Annotated in this window: 15 protein-coding genes and 2 tRNA genes; 3 read left to right on the top strand and 14 right to left on the bottom strand. The window is 69.5% G+C overall.

Annotated features, from left to right (window positions below; translation table 11 throughout):
• Nucleotides 1-11: 11 nt before the first annotated feature.
• The 8 genes from rseP to rpsB form a co-directional block, all read right to left on the bottom strand.
• On the bottom strand, nucleotides 12-1,394 hold the full coding sequence (gene rseP, locus DY262_RS00675) for an RIP metalloprotease RseP (protein ID WP_116957085.1): 1,383 nt from the start codon (nucleotides 1,392-1,394) through the stop codon (nucleotides 12-14).
• A 45-nt stretch (nucleotides 1,395-1,439) separates the two neighbouring features.
• A complete protein-coding gene (gene ispC / locus DY262_RS00670) occupies nucleotides 1,440-2,627 on the bottom strand; it encodes a 1-deoxy-D-xylulose-5-phosphate reductoisomerase (protein ID WP_116957084.1) in 1,188 nt (395 codons plus the stop codon).
• Nucleotides 2,628-2,630: 3 nt separating this feature from the next.
• A complete protein-coding gene (locus tag DY262_RS00665; RefSeq protein ID WP_116957083.1) occupies nucleotides 2,631-3,464 on the bottom strand; it encodes a phosphatidate cytidylyltransferase in 834 nt (277 codons plus the stop codon).
• The gene (gene uppS, locus DY262_RS00660; RefSeq protein WP_070399999.1) at nucleotides 3,457-4,206 is read right to left on the bottom strand and encodes a polyprenyl diphosphate synthase; all 750 of its coding nucleotides are present in this window, start codon (nucleotides 4,204-4,206) and stop codon (nucleotides 3,457-3,459) included. Before uppS ends, DY262_RS00665 begins: the two co-directional genes overlap by 8 nt.
• Nucleotides 4,207-4,237: 31 nt before the next feature.
• Complete coding sequence (frr, locus tag DY262_RS00655; RefSeq protein WP_070399998.1) at nucleotides 4,238-4,798, bottom strand: ribosome recycling factor; 561 nt, start codon at nucleotides 4,796-4,798, stop codon at nucleotides 4,238-4,240.
• A 28-nt stretch (nucleotides 4,799-4,826) separates the two neighbouring features.
• The gene (pyrH, locus tag DY262_RS00650) at nucleotides 4,827-5,537 is read right to left on the bottom strand and encodes a UMP kinase (protein WP_070399997.1); all 711 of its coding nucleotides are present in this window, start codon (nucleotides 5,535-5,537) and stop codon (nucleotides 4,827-4,829) included.
• Nucleotides 5,538-5,682: 145 nt separating this feature from the next.
• Nucleotides 5,683-6,570: a translation elongation factor Ts gene (gene tsf / locus DY262_RS00645; RefSeq protein WP_116957082.1), complete on the bottom strand. Its 888-nt coding sequence runs from the start codon at nucleotides 6,568-6,570 to the stop codon at nucleotides 5,683-5,685.
• Nucleotides 6,571-6,677: 107 nt separating this feature from the next.
• Nucleotides 6,678-7,430, bottom strand: a complete 753-nt coding sequence (rpsB, locus tag DY262_RS00640; protein WP_070399995.1) for a 30S ribosomal protein S2 — start codon at nucleotides 7,428-7,430, stop codon at nucleotides 6,678-6,680.
• 206 nt (nucleotides 7,431-7,636) lie between these two features.
• On the opposite strand from rpsB, the gene DY262_RS00635 reads away from it, so the two are divergent.
• Together DY262_RS00635 and DY262_RS00630 are read left to right on the top strand one after the other, a co-directional pair.
• The gene (locus DY262_RS00635; protein ID WP_116957081.1) at nucleotides 7,637-8,890 is read left to right on the top strand and encodes an FAD-dependent oxidoreductase; all 1,254 of its coding nucleotides are present in this window, start codon (nucleotides 7,637-7,639) and stop codon (nucleotides 8,888-8,890) included.
• 28 nt (nucleotides 8,891-8,918) lie between these two features.
• Nucleotides 8,919-10,430: an NAD(P)H-hydrate dehydratase gene (locus tag DY262_RS00630; RefSeq protein WP_116957080.1), complete on the top strand. Its 1,512-nt coding sequence runs from the start codon at nucleotides 8,919-8,921 to the stop codon at nucleotides 10,428-10,430.
• An 18-nt stretch (nucleotides 10,431-10,448) separates the two neighbouring features.
• Here DY262_RS00630 and DY262_RS00625 read toward each other — a convergent pair whose 3' ends face one another.
• The 3 genes from DY262_RS00625 to rnr are packed head-to-tail and all read right to left on the bottom strand — an operon-like array spanning nucleotide 10,449 to nucleotide 14,161.
• Nucleotides 10,449-10,979: a YggT family protein gene (locus DY262_RS00625; RefSeq protein WP_116957079.1), complete on the bottom strand. Its 531-nt coding sequence runs from the start codon at nucleotides 10,977-10,979 to the stop codon at nucleotides 10,449-10,451.
• Between the two features lie 27 nt (nucleotides 10,980-11,006).
• Complete coding sequence (locus DY262_RS00620; protein ID WP_245980758.1) at nucleotides 11,007-11,909, bottom strand: gamma-glutamyl-gamma-aminobutyrate hydrolase family protein; 903 nt, start codon at nucleotides 11,907-11,909, stop codon at nucleotides 11,007-11,009.
• 11 nt (nucleotides 11,910-11,920) lie between these two features.
• A complete protein-coding gene (gene rnr / locus DY262_RS00615) occupies nucleotides 11,921-14,161 on the bottom strand; it encodes a ribonuclease R (protein WP_116957077.1) in 2,241 nt (746 codons plus the stop codon).
• 33 nt (nucleotides 14,162-14,194) lie between these two features.
• On the opposite strand from rnr, the gene DY262_RS00610 reads away from it, so the two are divergent.
• Nucleotides 14,195-14,279 (top strand) — tRNA-Leu (locus tag DY262_RS00610).
• Nucleotides 14,280-14,367: 88 nt separating this feature from the next.
• Here DY262_RS00610 and rimO read toward each other — a convergent pair.
• The 3 genes from rimO to DY262_RS00595 form a co-directional block, all read right to left on the bottom strand.
• Nucleotides 14,368-15,753, bottom strand: a complete 1,386-nt coding sequence (rimO, locus tag DY262_RS00605; protein ID WP_116957076.1) for a 30S ribosomal protein S12 methylthiotransferase RimO — start codon at nucleotides 15,751-15,753, stop codon at nucleotides 14,368-14,370.
• A gap of 43 nt (nucleotides 15,754-15,796) precedes the next feature.
• Nucleotides 15,797-16,339, bottom strand: a complete 543-nt coding sequence (phaR, locus tag DY262_RS00600) for a polyhydroxyalkanoate synthesis repressor PhaR (RefSeq protein ID WP_116957075.1) — start codon at nucleotides 16,337-16,339, stop codon at nucleotides 15,797-15,799.
• A gap of 118 nt (nucleotides 16,340-16,457) precedes the next feature.
• Nucleotides 16,458-16,534 (bottom strand) — tRNA-Val (locus tag DY262_RS00595).
• Nucleotide 16,535: the final 1 nt, after the last annotated feature.

Here is a 16,535-nt window from a genome sequence, read left to right as displayed (position 1 = left end):
GAAGGAAATGTTCAGCCGGCGAGGCGGACGACATCGTTGAACAGGGCAACGGACATGAGCGCCATGAGCACCACGACACCACCACGCTGCAGGCGCTCCATCCATGCGTCCGACACGCTTCGGCCCGTGAGCGCCTCCCAAAGATAATACATGAGGTGCCCCCCATCGAGGACCGGCAGCGGCAGCAGGTTGAGCACGCCCAGGCTCACGCTGATGAGGGCCAGGAACAGAAGGTAGGAGGTCAGGCCCAGGCTGGCCGACTTGCCGGCATAGTCGGCGATGGTCAGGGGGCCGCTGAGGTTGCTCAGCGAGGCCTCGCCAATCAGCATGCGCCCCATCATCTTGAGGGTGAGCCAGGACATTTCCCAGGTTCTTTGCACGCCGCGCACCAGGCCGTCGACGGGGCCATGGCGCACGGTCAGCATCGCCGGGGCGTCGCCCACGTAGGCCTCCACCCGCGCGATCCACTGGCCGCCCTGCTGCTGCGGGCGTGGCGCCACCGCCAGGCTGAGCGCCTGGCCGCCGCGGTCGATGTCCCAGCGCTGGGGTTTGGGCTGGCCCTGCGGGCCCACCGCCTCGCGGATCAGGCGGCGCAGTTCCTGGCCGTCGCGCACCGGCCGGCCGTCGATGCGGCGCACCAGATCGCCGTCGCGCAGGCCGGCGGCCTGCGCCGCGCCGCCGTCGAAGACCTGTCCCACGCGCGGCGCGGTGTGCGGCGAGGTGATGCCGATGCGGCGGAACAGGGCGGCATCCGCCTCGCGCACGTCCAGGCCAGCGAGTGCCAGCGTCACCGGGCGCGCAGGCGCCTCGGGCGCGGTGGCCACCCACAGGGTGAGGTCCTGGCCATCCAGCGCCGCCTGGGTGATGCGCCAGCGCAGGTCCTCGAAGGAGGCGACGCCCTCGCCCGCCGCCAGGCCATCGGAGCCGTCGTTGGTCTCGCTGGCGCGCAGCACCCATTCGCCACCGCGCAGGCCGGCGCGCTCGGCCACGGTTCCGGCGGCCGGCGCCGACAGCACGGGCTGCGGCTCCTCGATGCCCACCCAATTGATCACCGAATAGATGAAGGTGGCCAGCAGCAGGTTGGCCAGCGGGCCGGCGGCGACGATGGCCGCGCGCGAGCGCAGCGGCTGGGTGTTGAAGGCCAGGTGGCGCTCGGCGGGGTCTACCGGCGCCTCGCGTTCGTCGAGCATGCGCACGTAGCCACCGAGCGGCAATGCCCCAAGGACGAATTCCGTGGGCTTGCCGGGGCGGTGCCAGCGCAGGATAGGCTTGCCGAAGCCCACCGAAAAGCGCAGCACCTTGACGCCGCAGGCCACGGCCACGCGGTAATGGCCGTATTCGTGGATCGCGATCAGCAGACCCAGGGCAACGAGGAAGGCGATGACGGTGAGCATGGGCGACTCGCTGCGCCAGGGGACGGGCCGGGCCGGCGCGAAGGATCAGGTCTGCAAACGGGTGACTTGCTGCCGCGCGCAGGCGCGGGCCTCTTCGTCGAGCGCCAGCAGGTCGGCCAGCGATTGTGGCTTGGAAGGGCTCACGCGCTGCAAAGTTGCATCGTTGACCGCGTGGATGTGGTCGAAGCGCAGCCGCCGGTCGAGAAAGGCCGCCACGGCCTCCTCGTTGGCGGCGTTGAGCACCGCGGTGGTACCGGCCGGCCCGCGCAGCGCGGACCAAGCCAGTGGCAGGCCGGGGAAACGCGCCTCGTCGGCGCTTTCGAAGCTCAGCGTGCCCAGGGTGGCGAAGTCGAGCGCGCTGGCGCCCGAGGCGATGCGCTCGGGCCAGGCCAGGCCATAGGCGATGGGCACCCGCATGTCGGGCGTGCCGAGCTGGGCCACGATGGAGCCGTCGCGGTACTGCACCATGGAGTGGATGACGCTCTGCGGGTGGATCACCACCTCGATGCGCTCAGGCGCCAGGCCGAAAAGGTAGCGCGCCTCGATGACCTCCAGCGCCTTGTTCATCATGGTCGCGGAGTCGACCGAGATCTTTCGGCCCATGACCCAGTTGGGGTGGGCGCAGGCCTGCTCGGGCGTGACCTCGGCCAGTGTGCCGGGCGCGCGGGTGCGAAAAGGCCCCCCGGAGGCCGTGAGCACGATCTTGTCCACGCGCCGGTCCCAGCTCGCCGGGTCCTCGGGCAGCGACTGGAACACCGCCGAGTGCTCGCTGTCGATGGGCAGCAGCGTGGCGCCGCCGGCGCGCACGGTGTCCATGAACAGATCGCCCCCGACCACCAGCGCCTCCTTGTTGGCCAGCAGCAATTTCTTGCCGGCGCGCGCGGCGGCCAGGCTGGGCGCCAGGCCGGCGGCACCGACGATGGCGGCCATCACGGCGTGCACCTCGGGCGCTTCGCTGACCTCGCACAGGGCCTGGGCGCCCTGCCGCACCTCGACAGCCAGGCCGGCCTCGCGCACGCGCTCGCGCAGGCGCGCCGCGGCGGCGGCGTCCACCAGCACCGCGACGCGCGGCTGGAAGGCCCGGCACTGCTCGAACAGGGCTTCGTCCTGGCGCGCGGCGGTGAGGGCGAACACGCGGTAGCGCCCGGGATGGCGCGCGACCACGTCGAGCGTGTTCTGCCCGATCGAGCCCGTGGAGCCGAGGATGGTGATGAACTGCGGGGCGTCGGACATGGATCAGAAGGAGACGAGCATCATGGCCAGCGGCAGCACGGGCAGCAAGGCGTCGATGCGGTCGAGAACGCCGCCATGGCCCGGCAGCAGGCCGCTGGAGTCCTTGACGCCGGCCGCGCGCTTGACCAGGGACTCGACCAGGTCGCCCACCACGCTCATTGTCGTGAGGAACACCAGGGAGACCAGGGCCAGCGCTGGCCCCAGGCTCCAGAGCGTGTCGTACAGGTGGCCCGGCGCCAGCCAGCCCCGCTGAGTGCCCACCAGCCAGACGCCGGCGAGCAACAACACGCCGATGAGGCCGCTGATAGCGCCTTCCCAGCTCTTGCCCGGGCTGATGCGGGGCGCGAGCTTGCGGCGCCCGAAGCGCTTGCCGCCGAAATACGCGGCGATGTCCGCCGCCCACACGAGCAGCAGCACGGACAGCAGGAAGCCCAGGCCGATCAGGCGCGCCTGGACCAGCGCCAGCCAGGCGCAGGCGATCAGAAACAGGCCGAGCCAAAGGCGGATCCAGAGCGGGCAGCGGGTGAGCGCTTCGGTGCCGCCGCGCAGCAGCACCAGGGCCAGCAGCACCCAGACCCCGCACAGGCCCAGCCACAGGCTAGGCCAGGGACGCTCCACCCCACCCAGCAGCCAGAAAACGAGGCCCGCGACGCCCAGCGCCAGTCCGGCGCTCACCGCGCGGGTCTGGCCGCAGCCATTGAGCCGCGCCCATTCCCAGCCCGCCGTGCCGATCAACACCAGCGTGAAGGCGGCGAAGGGCTCGATCGACGGGTACAGCAGCGTGGGCAGGAAGACGGCAAGCAGCAGCAGCGCCGTGATGACCCGCTGCTTAAGCATCTCGGGTTCCGGCGTCGGCGGTCACGGCGGCATCGGCGCGCTGCGCGGAGGTCTGGCCGAAGCGGCGTTCGCGGCGCGCGTACTCGGCCAGGGCCAGGTCCAGCTGCGCGGCGTCGAACTCGGGCCAGAGGCAATCGCTGAACACCAGCTCGGCGTAGGCCGCCTGCCACAGCAGGAAGTTGCTGATGCGCTGCTCACCACCGGTGCGGATGATGAGGTCGGGATCGGGCACATGGGCCATTGCCATCGCGGCCGACAGGCTTTCTTCGGTGATGGCTTCGCCGCGCTCGGCCAGCCGTTGCGCGGCCTGCGCCATGTCCCAGCGTCCGCCGTAGTTGAAGCACACATTGAGCACCAGGCGCTCATTGCCTTGCGTCGCCGCCTCGGCCGAGGCCAGGCCCTGTGCCAGGCGCGGCGACAGGCGCGAGCGGTCGCCGGGGAAATGCAGGCGCACGCCGCTGTCGGCCAGGCGGGGCACCTCGCGCGACAGCGCCACCGCCAGCAGGTCCATCAGGCTGGCCACCTCGTCCACCGGGCGGCTCCAGTTCTCGGACGAAAACGCGAACACGGTGAGCACCCGGATCCCGCGCTGCACGCTGGCCTCGACGATGCGGCGCAGCGCGTCCACGCCTTGCTTGTGGCCGGCCACCCGCGGCAGCCAGCGCTTCTGTGCCCAGCGGCCATTGCCGTCCATCACGATCGCGACGTGATGCGGCAGGTTCTGGGCGACGGTGTTCTGCATGCCTCGGCCTCGATCGAACGGGACCGGCGGCTCAGACCGCCATGATGTCCTGTTCCTTGCTGGCCACGAGCTTGTCCACCTCGGTGATCATGCGATCGGTCAGCTTCTGGATGTCGTCCTGGGCGCGGCGCTCGTCGTCCTCGGAGACTTCCTTGTCCTTCAGCAGCTTCTTCAGCGCTTCGTTGGCGTCGCGGCGCAGGTTGCGGATGGCGACCTTGGCGGACTCGCCCTCGCCCTTCACCACCTTGGTGAGCTCCCGGCGGCGCTCTTCGGTCATGGGCGGCATGGGCACGCGGATGAGGTCGCCCTGCGAGGCGGGGTTCAGGCCCAGGTCGGACTCGCGGATCGCCTTCTCGATCTTGGCGCCCATGCCCTTTTCCCAGGGCGCAACGCCAATGGTGCGGGAGTCGAGCAGCGACAGGTTGGCCACCTGCGACAGGGGCAGCATGGAGCCGTAGTAGTCCACATGCACGGTGTCGAGCAAGGCCGGGTTCGCGCGGCCGGTGCGGACCTTGGTGAGGCTGTTCTTGAACGCCTCGATGGACTGCTGCATCTTGTGCTCGGCATTCTTGCGGGTATCGGCAATGGTCATCTTGGGGGTCTCCTGTGGGCGGACGCGCTCAGACGTGAACGAGGGTGCCCTCGTCGGCGCCCATCACCACGTTGCGCAGCGCGCCGGGCTTGAAGATGGAAAACACCTTGACGGGCAGCTTCTGGTCGCGGCACAGCGCGAACGCCGTGGCGTCCATCACCTGCAGGTTCTTGACCATGGCCTCGTCGAAGGAAATGGTGGTGTAGCGCGTGGCGCTTGGGTCCTTGTTCGGGTCGGCGGTGTAGACACCGTCGACCTTGGTGGCCTTGAGCACCATCTCGGCGCCGATCTCGGCGCCGCGCAGTGCGGCCGCGGTGTCGGTGGTGAAGAAGGGGTTGCCGGTGCCGGCGGCGAACACCACCACCTTGCCTTCTTCGAGGTACTGCAGGGCCTTGGGCCGCACATAGGGCTCGACGACCTGCTCGATGCCGATGGCGGACATCACGCGGGCCACCAGGCCGGCCTTGTTCATGGTGTCGGCCAGCGCCAGCGAGTTCATGACCGTGGCAAGCATGCCCATGTAGTCAGCCGTGGCGCGGTCCATGCCCACGGAGCCGCCGGCCACGCCGCGGAAGATGTTGCCCCCACCGATGACGATGGCCACCTGCACCCCCAGGCGGGTGACTTCGGCGATCTCGTCGACGATGCGCACGATGGTGGCGCGGTTGATGCCGAAGGCGTCATCGCCCATGAGGGCTTCACCGGACAGCTTCAGCAGGATCCGTTGGTAGGCGGGCATGAAAGGCTTTCTGGATCGGTTCGCGGCGCGGGCAGCCGCCAAGTGTAGCGGCGGTCCAGGGGGCCACTGGCCGCCCCGCCGCCGAAAAATGGTCAACACATATGACAACGGGCCTTGCGGCCCGTTGTCTGAGGGAGCTGGGCGCTCAGGCGCCCTTGGCCGCCGCGACCTGGGCCGCCACCTCGGCGGCGAAGTCGTCGACCTTCTTCTCGATGCCCTCGCCCACCACGAACAGGGTGAAGGACTTCACCGTGGTGTTGGCGGCCTTGAGCATCTGCTCCACGGTCTGCTTGTCGTTCTTGACGAAAGGCTGGTTGAACAGCGAGACCTCCTTGAGGTACTTCTGCACCGAACCTTCGATCATCTTGGCGGCGATGTCGGCGGGTTTGCCCGACTCGGCGGCCTTGGCGGTGGCCACCGAGCGCTCGCGCTCGATCAGCTCGGCCGGCACGTCGGCGCTGGTCAGCGCCACGGGCTTCATGGCGGCCACGTGCATGGCCACGTCCTTGGCGGCGGCTTCGTCGCCGTCGAACTCGACGACCACGCCGATGCGAGTGCCGTGCAGGTAGCTGGCCAGCTTGGCCGGGCCGCTGTAGCGCTTGAAGCGGCGGAACGACATGTTCTCGCCGATCTTGCCGATCAGGCCCTTGCGCACGTCTTCCAGCGTCGGGCCGAAGCCGTCCTGGCTGTAGGCCAGGGCGCCCAGGGCGTCGACGTCGGCCGGGTTGTGCTCGGCGATGAGCTTGGCCGCGGCGTTGGCCAGGGCCAGGAAGCTGTCGTTCTTGGTCACGAAGTCGGTTTCGCAGTTGACTTCGATGAGCGCGCCGGTGCTGCCCTGCACGGCGGCGGCCACCACGCCTTCGGCGGTCACGCGGCTGGCGGCCTTGCCAGCCTTGGTGCCCAGCTTGACGCGCAGCAGTTCCTCGGCCTTGGCCATGTCGCCGTCGGCCTCGGTGAGGGCTTTCTTGCACTCCATCATGGGGGCGTCGGTCTTGGCGCGCAGCTCAGCGACCATGCTTGCGGTGATTGCCATGTGTGTTCTCCTGGGGTCCGGCGCGTCGGGTGCGCCGGCGGGTCAATGATGGATTCCGGTGACGAAAAAGGGGCTACGCGAGCCCCTCGTTCGCACGCGAAACGGGATCAGGCCGCGTCGTCCTGCACTTCGACGAACTCGTCGCCGCCTTCAGCCGACACGGCCTTGGCCACGTCGGACACGGCGTTGGCGCGGCCTTCCAGCACGGCGTCGGCGATGCCGCGGGCGTACAGGGCCACGGCGCGGGCCGAGTCATCGTTGCCGGGAATCACATAGTCGATGCCGACGGGCGAGTGGTTGGTGTCGACCACGCCCACCAGCGGAATGCCCAGCTTCTGTGCCTCGAGCACGGCGATCTTGTGGAAGCCCACGTCGACCACGAAGATGGCATCGGGCAGCGCGGTCATGTCCTGGATGCCGCCGATGTCCTTCTCGAGCTTTTCCATCTCGCGGTTGAACATGAGCTGTTCCTTCTTGCTCATGCTGTCCAGGCCGGCTTCCTTCTGGGCCTGCATGTCTTTCAGGCGCTTGATGGAGGTCTTGACGGTCTTGAAGTTGGTCAGCATGCCGCCCAGCCAGCGCTGGTCGACGAAGGGCACGCCGGCGCGGCGCGCTTCCTGGGCCACGATGTCGCGCGACTGGCGCTTGGTGCCCACCATCAGCAGGGTGCCGCGGTTGGCCGACAGCTGGCGCACGAACTTCTGCGCATCGTGGAACATCGGCAACGTCTTCTCGAGGTTGACGATGTGGATCTTGTTGCGGTGCCCGAAGATGAAGGGCGCCATCTTGGGGTTCCAGAAGCGGGTCTGGTGACCAAAATGGACACCGGCTTCCAGCATTTCGCGCATGGAAATGGACATGAGTTGTTTCCTGAGGTTAGGTCTAAAATCCGGCCCCGATCGCGGCGGTGGCGGGTGGAGCAATTCCACGCTGGCCGACGCGACACCCGGATGGGCCGGTTTGCGATTGACTCTGCGCCGATGGGCTTCAGGAGAAGCCCCTGGTGCAAAGCCTGTCGATTATAGCACCCGGTGTCTGGGCGCCCTCTTCTCTTCCCTCCCTTTGCATGAACATCGCCATCGTGGGCGCAGGTGTCTGCGGCGTGACCACCGCCCATGAGCTGCTGAACGACGGTCACACGGTGACCCTGTACGAAAAGCGCGGCACGCCCGCCGAGGAAGCGAGCTTCGCGCCAGCCGGCCTGGTGTCCACCGCCTGGGCGCTGGCCTGGGCGGGCCCCGAGCACCGGCTGCACGCCCCCTGGGCGCCCCCTGGCCCGGGCGTGCGCTGGCGCGCCGGACTGGACCGCGACGCCTGGCGGTGGTGGCGGCGCTGGCGGCGCGAGGAGCGCCGCTGCGGCAACGACGCCCTGCTGGCACTGCGCGACCTGATCGACCAGGGCCTGCAGCGCCAGATCGAACTGACCGCCGAACTCGACCTGGACCATGACCGCAGCGACGACCTGCTGGTGCTGCTGAGCGACGCCCGCGAGGCGGCCGGCGCGCAGCCCGCCATCGACCGCCTGCGCGGCCTGGGGCTGGAGCTGCGCACGGTCTCGGCCGACGAGGCGCGCGCCATCGAACCCGCCCTCAACCCGACCGCGCCCCTGCATTCGGCCGTGCACCTGCGCGGCCCCGGGGTGGCCAACTGCCGCGAATGGACGATGCTCATGCGTCACCGCATCGCGCGCCTGGGGGGTGCCTTGCGCTTGCGCACCGGCGTCACCGGGCTGCGGCCGGACGGCCTGGGGTGGCGGCTGAGCGCCTCGGACGGCAGCGACGCGCACTTCGACGCCGTGGTGCTGTGCGCCGGCGTCGGCGCGGACGAGCTGCTCGGCAACCTCGGCCTGCCCACACCCTGGACGGTGCTGTGGTCGCACTCCCTGAGCGCGGGTCTGCGCGAGCCCATGGACGCGCCCGTCTCGGCTGTGCTCGACCTCAAGTCGCGCATCGCCATCACCCGGCTGGGCCAGCGGGTGCGTGCCTCGGGCGGGGCCGATCTCGGCGGTTCCGCCGCCGGCACCGACCCGGCCAGCCTGCGCCGGCTGGGCCAGGTGATGTCGCACTGGTTCCCGGCGGCGGCCCGCTTCTCGGGTCCGCAGGCATCGATACAGAGCTGGCGCGGCGCCCTGGTCATGTCGGAGGACGGCCTGCCCTGCATCGGCGCCAGCCGCCTGCCCGGCCTGTGGTTGAACCTGGCCCACGGCGCGGCCGGCTGGGCCATGGCCTGCGGCGCAGCGCGCCATCTCGCCAACGCCATCGCCCACCCCTCGGCCGAGGGCCCCGCCACCACCTTTGCTCCCTCGCGTTTGGGGCTGTGAAACCCGCCCGCGTGGTGAAATGCCTGCCATGCGAGCCCTTCGTGCCGACCAACTCGAACCCCTGCACGACACGGCGGGCACACGCGCGATCGAGCAGGCCCTGGCGGCCACGCTGCCCCCGCACACCCTGATGGCCCGCGCCGGCGAGGCGGTGGCCCGCCTGGCCCTGGCCTGGCGGCCACATGCACGGCGCCTCTGGGTGGCCTGCGGCCCCGGCAACAACGGCGGCGACGGCCTGGTCGCCGCCCGCCATCTGCTGCAGGCCGCGCCACCCGGCTGGCGCGAGATCGTGGTGACGCACGACGCCCACCTCGAGCGCCTGCCAGCCGACGCCGCCTGGGCCTTGCGCGAAGCCCTGGCCGCCGGCGTCACGGTGCAGTCCGCCCCGCCCGACAGCCCCGATCTGGTCATCGACGCCCTGCTGGGCATCGGCGCCCGCGCCTTGGGCCGGGACCCGCTGGCCGCGCGCGTGCGCGAGGTGCGCGGCCAGCGCGCGCCGGTGCTGTGCGTCGACCTGCCGAGTGGGCTGAATGCCGACAGCGGCGTGGACTGCGCCGGTGCCAGCCCCGACGCCGGCCCGCGCCAGACCCTGAGCCTGCTGACGCTCAAGCCCGGGCTCTTCACAGCCGGCGGGCGTGACGCTGCGGGCGCGGTCTGGCTTCACGACCTCGGCGCCCCCCCCGATGGGGCGCCGCCCGCCGCCTGGTGGGGCGGGCACCTGCCCTCCCAGGCGGCCCCGGCTGTCGGCCCCCACGCCGCCCACAAAGGCAGCCATGGGGATGTGGGTGTGCTCGGTGGCCAGTTGCCCGGCGCCACCGGCGTGGGCATGGCGGGCGCCGCCGTGCTGGCGGCGCGGGCCGCCCTGCACGCGGGCGCGGGGCGCGTGTACCTGGCGTTGGTGGGGAACGGGCCGGCCCCCTCGCACGACCCGCTGTCCCCCGAGCTGATGCACCGCCTGCCCGCCGTGCTGCTGGGCGCCGACGAGCACGCCCTGCCCGTGCTCGTCGCGGGCTGCGGCGGTGGCGAGGCCATCCGCGAATGGATGCCGCAGGCCCTGGTCTGCCCCCGGCTGGTGATCGATGCCGACGGGCTCAACGCCCTCGCCCGCGACCCCACGCTGCAGCGCCTGGCCCAGCGCCGCGCAGCGCGCGGCTGGCTGACGGTGCTCACGCCCCACCCGCTGGAAGCCGCCCGCCTGCTGGGTACCAGCACCGCCGAGGTCATGGCCGACCGGCTGGGCGCCGCGCGCCAGCTCACCGAGCGATTCGGCGCGGTCACGGTGCTCAAGGGGTCGGGGACCGTGGTGACCGAGCCCGGCGGCGCGCCCTGGATCAACGCCACCGGCGACGCCCGCCTGGCCACCGCTGGCACTGGCGACGTGCTGGCCGGGATGATCGGCGCGGCCTTGGCGCGCCCGCACGAACACGGCGCCGACGCCGTGCGCCGCGCCGTCGCCGCACACGGCGCGCTGGCGGACCATTGGCCCGCCGATCACACGCTCACGGCCGGGCGGTTGGTGCGCGCGGTGCGGCCGCTCTGACGCGAGCCGCTCGGGGAATCAGCCCAGCAGCATCAGCCCCACCTGCAGGGCGATGATCACCACCAGCACCGACAGGTCGACCCCACCCACCAGCGGAACCACGCGCCGCACGGGCGCCACGATGGGCGAGGACAGGCGGTCGAGCAGGCCCATGAGGGGCGAGTGCGGCTGCACCCAAGACAGGATCGCATAGACGATCAGCAGCAGCATCAGGCCCTGCAGCAGGTCGCGCACCAGAAAGCGCAGGCCCAGCACCGGCACCGCCGCCCAGGGCAACTCGCCGCCCGAGGCGATCAGCAGCCACAGCAGCGCGTGCAGCAGGGACAGCAGCACCGCGGCCACCAGGCTCGCGCCATCGATGCGGCCCTTGGCGATGGCCGCTGGCAACAGGCGGCGCAGCGGCTGCACCAGCCAGTCGGTGATGGCCATCACGAAGCGCCCGGGCTGCGCCTGCATGGGCACGCGCAGGTGGTTCATCCAGGCGCGCAGCAGCGCCGCGGCCACGAGGAAGAAAAAGACGGTGTCGAGCAGGAACAGGAGGATGCGCATGCCGGCGAGTTTAGGCCGTCGGGAACCTCAAGCCGACAGGCGCAGACCGGCGCGCGGCGGCCGGGGGTCCAGCTCCAGGCCGGCATCGAAGCGGCGCATGGCCTCGGCGCGCGAGGCCTCCAGAAAGTCCAGCATGATGGGCGAGCTGTCCACCAGGGCGTGGCGGCCGTGGTGGAACTCGGGGTGCCACTGCACGCCGCGCGCGTAGGCCTCGCCGGTCCAGCGGATCGCCTCGACCAGGCCGTCGAGCGAGGACACCGCCTCCACCACGATGCCCTTGCCCAGGTCCGCCACCGCCTGGTGGTGGATGCTGGTGACGCGCAACTGCGTGGACTTGGGGTAGAGCTCGGTGAGCGCCGAGCCCTGGATGAAGGTGACGTCGTGCTCGAACTGGTCGTACAGCTCCACGTCCACGTGCTCGTGCGCGGCCGGGCACTGGGTGGCGATGTCCTGGAACAGCGTGCCGCCAAAGGCCACATTGAGCAACTGCGCGCCGCGGCACACCCCCAGCACGGGCTTCTTCTGCGCCAGGAAGCAGCGCATCAGCGCGAGCTCGTAGCGGTCACGCACCACGTCGCCGCGCCACTCCTCGCGCAGCGGTTCCTGGCCGTAGGTTTCGGGCGCCACGTCCGCCCCGCCCTGCAGCACCAGGGCATCGAGCTCCTGTACCACGTGTTCAACCTTCAGGTGGCGCGCGGCCAGCTGGGTGTCCTGCGTGACGGCCGGCACCATGAAGGCCACGGCACCGTGCGCCATGATCCAGTGCGCCAGCGAGGCCTCGATGTACTGCAGGCTTTTGTTGCGAAAGCCCAGCTCGGGCGGCACGTGGTGCATGAGCCGCGCCGACACGCCGATGCGCAAGGGCCGTTCCTGTTCGACGCGCGGCGATTTTCGGCCCCCGGCGCCACCGAGGCTACCCTTCGTACTCATCGCCGCGACGCTCATCGCTTGCCCCGCCTCGACTTGGAGGGCCCCGCGCGCGAAGGCTTGGCGACCGACTTCTTGTCGGCCGCGCGGCGCACCGCGGACTTGAGTTCAGCGCCCGGGCGCGGCTTGGCGGCACCGCGCTCCCGCCGCCCCGCGCCGGCCGACGCGGCATCGCCGCCGGTCTTGTCGCGCATGGCCTTGAGCACCACGTCGTCTTCGCCGCTCACGAGGCGGAAATCGATGCGGCGGCCGTCCAGGTCGACCCGGCTGACCTGGACCTGCACGCGCGAACCCAGCGTGTAGCGGATGCCCGTGCGCTCGCCACGCAATTCCTGGCGCGCTTCGTCGAAGCGGAAGTACTCGCCCCCCAGCTCGGTGATGTGCACCAGGCCCTCGACGTACATCGCGTCCAGGGTGACGAAGAGGCCGAAGCTCGTGACCGCGCTGACCACGCCCGCGAACACCTCGCCCAGGTGCTCGCGCATGTACTTGCACTTGAGCCAGGCCTCCACGTCGCGGCTGGCCTCGTCGGCGCGCCGTTCGTTGGCGCTGCAGTGCAGGCCCGCGGCCTGCCAGCCCAGGGTATCGGCCGAGGGCTTGCGCGCATGGGGTGCCGGTGGCTTCACGCGGCTGGCCAGGCGCTTGCTGAGCTTGGCGTGCGCCTCGCCCGGCGTGGGCAGCGCCGGCAGCTGGTACTTCTGCTTGTGCAGGATGGCCTTGATCACGCGGTGCACCAGCAGGTCGGGGTAGCGACGGATCGGGCTGGTGAAGTGGGTGTAGGCCTCGAACGCCAGGCCGAAGTGGCCGCTGTTGATGGGCGTGTAGATGGCCTGCTGCATGGAACGCAGCAGCATGGTGTGGATCTGCTGCGACTCGGCCCGATCCTTGGTGATCTCCGCGATGTGCTGGAACTCGCCGGGCTTGGGCTCGTCGCTGAGCGAGGCGTTGACGCCCATGGCCTTGAGGTAGTTGCGCAGCACCTCCAGCTTTTCGGGCGTGGGACCTTCGTGCACACGGAACAGGCCCGGATGCTTGCCCTGCTCGATGAACTCGGCCGAGCAGACGTTGGCGGCCAGCATGGCTTCTTCGATCAGCTTGTGCGCGTCGTTGCGCGTGCGCGGCACGATGCGCTCGATGCGGCCCGATTCGTCGCAGACGATTTGCGTCTCCACGGTCTCGAAGTCCACCGCGCCGCGCGCGTTGCGCGCCGCCAGCAACGCGCGGTACACGTCGTGCAGGTTCAGCAGGTAAGGCACCAGCGGCTTGCGGTTCATGGCCTCGGGGCCACGCGTGTTCTGCAGGATCGCCGCCACCTCGGTGTAGGTGAGGCGCGCGTGGCTGAACATGACCGCCGGATAAAACTGATAGGCGTGGATCTCGCCGCGCGCGGTGATGAGCATGTCGCACACCATGCACAGGCGCTCCACCCCCGGGTTGAGCGAGCACAGGCCGTTGGACAGCTTCTCGGGCAGCATGGGGATCACGCGGCGCGGGAAGTAGACCGAGGTTGCGCGGTCGTAAGCGTCCACGTCGATGGGCGAACCGGTCTGCACGTAGTGGCTCACGTCGGCGATGGCCACCAGCAGGCGCCAGCCCTTGGCCTTGCCCACTTTCGCGGGCTCGCAGTACACCGCGTCGTCGAAGTCGCGCGCGTCTTCGCCATCGATGGTCACCAGCGGCACGTCGCGCAGGTCCACCCGGTGGCGCAGGTCGCTCGGCCGCACATGGTCGGGCAACGCGCGCGCCTGCGCCGTGGCGGTCGGCGAGAACTCGTGCGGCACGCCGTACTTGCGGACCGCGATCTCGATCTCCATGCCCGGGTCGTCGATCTCGCCGAGCACTTCCTTCACACGCCCCACGGGCTGCCCGTACAGCGCAGGCGGCTCGGTGAGTTCCACCACCACCACCTGGCCCGGCTTGGCCGAGCCCGTGGCACCTTTGGGAATCAGCACATCCTGGCCGTAGCGCTTGTCCTCGGGCGCCACGAGCCACACGCCGCCCTCTTGCAGCAGACGGCCGATGATGGGCGCCGTGGAGCGCTCGATGATTTCGGTGACGCGGCCCTCGGGACGGCCCTTGCGGTCGAGCCGCACGATGCGGGCCTTCACACGGTCCTTGTGCAGCACCGCGCGCATTTCGTTGGAGGGGAGGTAGATGTCGGGCTGGCCGTCGTCGCGGACCACGAAACCGTGTCCATCGCGGTGTCCGGAAACGACGCCATCAAATTCTGCGAGGAGGTTGTTTTTATCGCTCACTATTTCTCTGCTATACTGCTGGTTTCCTGAGATGCCCAGGTGGCGGAATTGGTAGACGCACTAGTTTCAGGTACTAGCGCCGAGAGGCGTGGAGGTTCGAGTCCTCTCTTGGGCACCATCATATAAGGGCCTGCAGTCCACAAGACTGCAGGCTTTTTCTTTGGCCAACGGCCGCAGTGGCGTCGGCCAGGGCCGGCGGCCCCGGATCAAACGGGCATGGCCACAAGATCGTGGCCATCGGTATCAACAATACGGGCCCGCGTGAACTCGCCCACCTTCAGCGTCTTGCTGATCTTCTCGGGCGGCAGCAGCCGCACCACGCCATCGATTTCGGGCGCGTCCGCGTAGCTGCGGCCCAAGGCGCCCTTCTTGCCCAGGCCGGGCGCACTGTCCACCAGCACCTGCATGCTGGCGCCGATGCGAGCGCGCAGCTTGTCGGCCGACACCTGCTCGGCCACGGCCATGAAACGCGCGCGGCGCTCCTCGCGCAGCGCCTCGGGCACCGGGTCGGCCAACCCATTGGCGGCGGCACCCTCCACCGGCGAATACGCGAAGCAGCCGGCGCGGTCGATGCGCGCCTCGCGCAGGAAATCGAGCAGGTGCTCGAATTCCGCCTCGGTCTCGCCGGGAAAGCCCGCAATGAAGGTACTGCGCACGACGATCTGCGGACAGATCTCGCGCCAGCGCGCGATGCGCTCCAGGTTGCGCTCGCCGCTCGCGGGCCGTTTCATGCGGCGCAGCACGTCGGGGTGGCTGTGCTGCAGGGGTACGTCCAGGTAAGGAAGCACCAGGCCCTCGGCCATCAACGGGACGATCTCGTCCACGTGCGGGTAAGGATAAACATAGTGCAGGCGCACCCAGGCGCCGAAGGGCTTGGCGAGCTCGCCCAATTCGCGCACCAGGTCGTGCATGCGCGTCTTCACGGGCCGGCCATCCCAGAAGCCGGTGCGGTACTTCAGGTCCACGCCGTAGGCCGAGGTGTCCTGGCTCACCACCAGCAACTCCTTCACCCCGGCCTCGAACAGCTTGCGCGCCTCGGTCAGCACGTCACCGACGGGCCGGCTCACCAGGTCCCCGCGCATCGACGGAATGATGCAGAAGGTGCAGCGGTGATTGCAGCCCTCGCTGATCTTGAGGTACGCGTAGTGGCGCGGCGTGAGCTTGATGCCTTGCGGCGGCACAAGATCCACGAAGGGGTCGTGCGGCTTGGGCAGGTGCTGATGCACCGCCTCCATCACCTCGTGCGTGGCGTGCGGGCCGGTGACGGCCAGCACGCTGGGGTGCATCTGGCGCACCAGATTGCCGCCCTCCTCGCCCGCGCGCGCACCCAGGCAGCCGGTGACGATGACACGGCCGTTTTCGGCCAAGGCCTCGCCGATGGCGTCCAGACTTTCTTTCACGGCGTCGTCGATGAAGCCGCAGGTGTTGACGATGACCAGGTCAGCGCCGTCGTAGGACTTGGAGGTCTGGTAGCCCTCGGCGCTGAGCTGGGTCAGGATCAGCTCGGCGTCGGTGAGCGCCTTGGGGCAGCCCAGGCTGACGAAGCCCACCTTGGGCACGGCGCCCGGGGCGGTTGCGGTGGATTCACTCATAGAGGCGGGATTGTCTCAGACCCCGCCCGAGCGTTCAGGCCATTCAGCGTTTGAGACCCAGCGCGGCGAGCATCTGCTCGCTGTTTTTCTGCATCTGTTCCTGCATCTGCGTGAAGGCGGTGCGCGACTGCTCCAGGTAAGTGCCCATCATGCCCTGCATCATGGGCGACTGCAGGTTCATGAACTGCTTCCAGGCCTCGGGGTTGAGCCCGCCACCACCCTGCTCCGCCATCTTCTGCTGCAGATCCATGAAGATCTGGATGTTCTTTTCCAGGTAAGACCCCATGAAGTCCTGCATGGCGTGGCCGTAGAAACGGATGATGTTCGCCAGCACCTGTTCGGTGAAGATGGGCGCGCCGGCCGTTTCCTCTTCCAGGATGATCTGCAGCAGGATGCTGCGGGTGAGGTCTTCGTTGGTTTTGGCGTCACGCACCACGAAGGACTCGTTGCCCATCACCAAGGCCTTGACCTCGGCCAGGGTGATGTACGACGAGGTGTCGGTGTCGTACAGCCGGCGGTTGGGGTACTTCTTGATGACGCGCACGCCACGCGCACCCGCTGCTTCGGTCTTGGATTTGGTCGCCATCCCGGCATTCTAGGAACCGGCGGGGGGGCACCGGGCATGGTTTTCCCTGTGCAATCCACTCCGCCTCATGGCCAAGACAAAGGGCCTGTCGCGGTGGCAACAGGCCCTTTGGGAAAGTTGGTAGGCGCGAAGGGACTCGAACCCCTGACCCCCACCATGTCAAGGTGGTGCTCTAACCAGCTGAGCTACGCGCCTT

The organism is Hydrogenophaga borbori, assembly GCF_003417535.1.
In the GTDB taxonomy this organism is placed as follows: Bacteria; Pseudomonadota; Gammaproteobacteria; order Burkholderiales; family Burkholderiaceae_C; genus Hydrogenophaga; species Hydrogenophaga borbori.
This window is presented reverse-complemented; position numbering and strand designations above follow the sequence as displayed.

Bases quoted from the DNA above. Each gene is read 5' to 3' on its own strand.
- frr (WP_070399998.1), bottom strand. From the start codon at position 4,798: ATGACCATTGCCGATACCCGCAAGAATGCCGAGCACAAGATGCAGCAG.
- DY262_RS00635 (WP_116957081.1), top strand. From the start codon at position 7,637: ATGAACATCGCCATCGTGGGCGCAGGTGTCTGCGGCGTGACCACCGCC.
- DY262_RS00625 (WP_116957079.1), bottom strand. From the start codon at position 10,979: ATGCGCATCCTCCTGTTCCTGCTCGACACCGTCTTTTTCTTCCTCGTG.
- rimO (WP_116957076.1), bottom strand. From the start codon at position 15,753: ATGAGTGAATCCACCGCAACCGCCCCGGGCGCCGTGCCCAAGGTGGGC.
- pyrH (WP_070399997.1), bottom strand. From the start codon at position 5,537: ATGCCCGCCTACCAACGGATCCTGCTGAAGCTGTCCGGTGAAGCCCTC.
- DY262_RS00620 (WP_245980758.1), bottom strand. From the start codon at position 11,909: ATGAGTACGAAGGGTAGCCTCGGTGGCGCCGGGGGCCGAAAATCGCCG.
- tsf (WP_116957082.1), bottom strand. From the start codon at position 6,570: ATGGCAATCACCGCAAGCATGGTCGCTGAGCTGCGCGCCAAGACCGAC.
- rseP (WP_116957085.1), bottom strand. From the start codon at position 1,394: ATGCTCACCGTCATCGCCTTCCTCGTTGCCCTGGGTCTGCTGATCGCG.
- DY262_RS00665 (WP_116957083.1), bottom strand. From the start codon at position 3,464: ATGCTTAAGCAGCGGGTCATCACGGCGCTGCTGCTGCTTGCCGTCTTC.
- ispC (WP_116957084.1), bottom strand. From the start codon at position 2,627: ATGTCCGACGCCCCGCAGTTCATCACCATCCTCGGCTCCACGGGCTCG.
- rpsB (WP_070399995.1), bottom strand. From the start codon at position 7,430: ATGTCCATTTCCATGCGCGAAATGCTGGAAGCCGGTGTCCATTTTGGT.
- uppS (WP_070399999.1), bottom strand. From the start codon at position 4,206: ATGCAGAACACCGTCGCCCAGAACCTGCCGCATCACGTCGCGATCGTG.
- phaR (WP_116957075.1), bottom strand. From the start codon at position 16,339: ATGGCGACCAAATCCAAGACCGAAGCAGCGGGTGCGCGTGGCGTGCGC.
- DY262_RS00630 (WP_116957080.1), top strand. From the start codon at position 8,919: ATGCGAGCCCTTCGTGCCGACCAACTCGAACCCCTGCACGACACGGCG.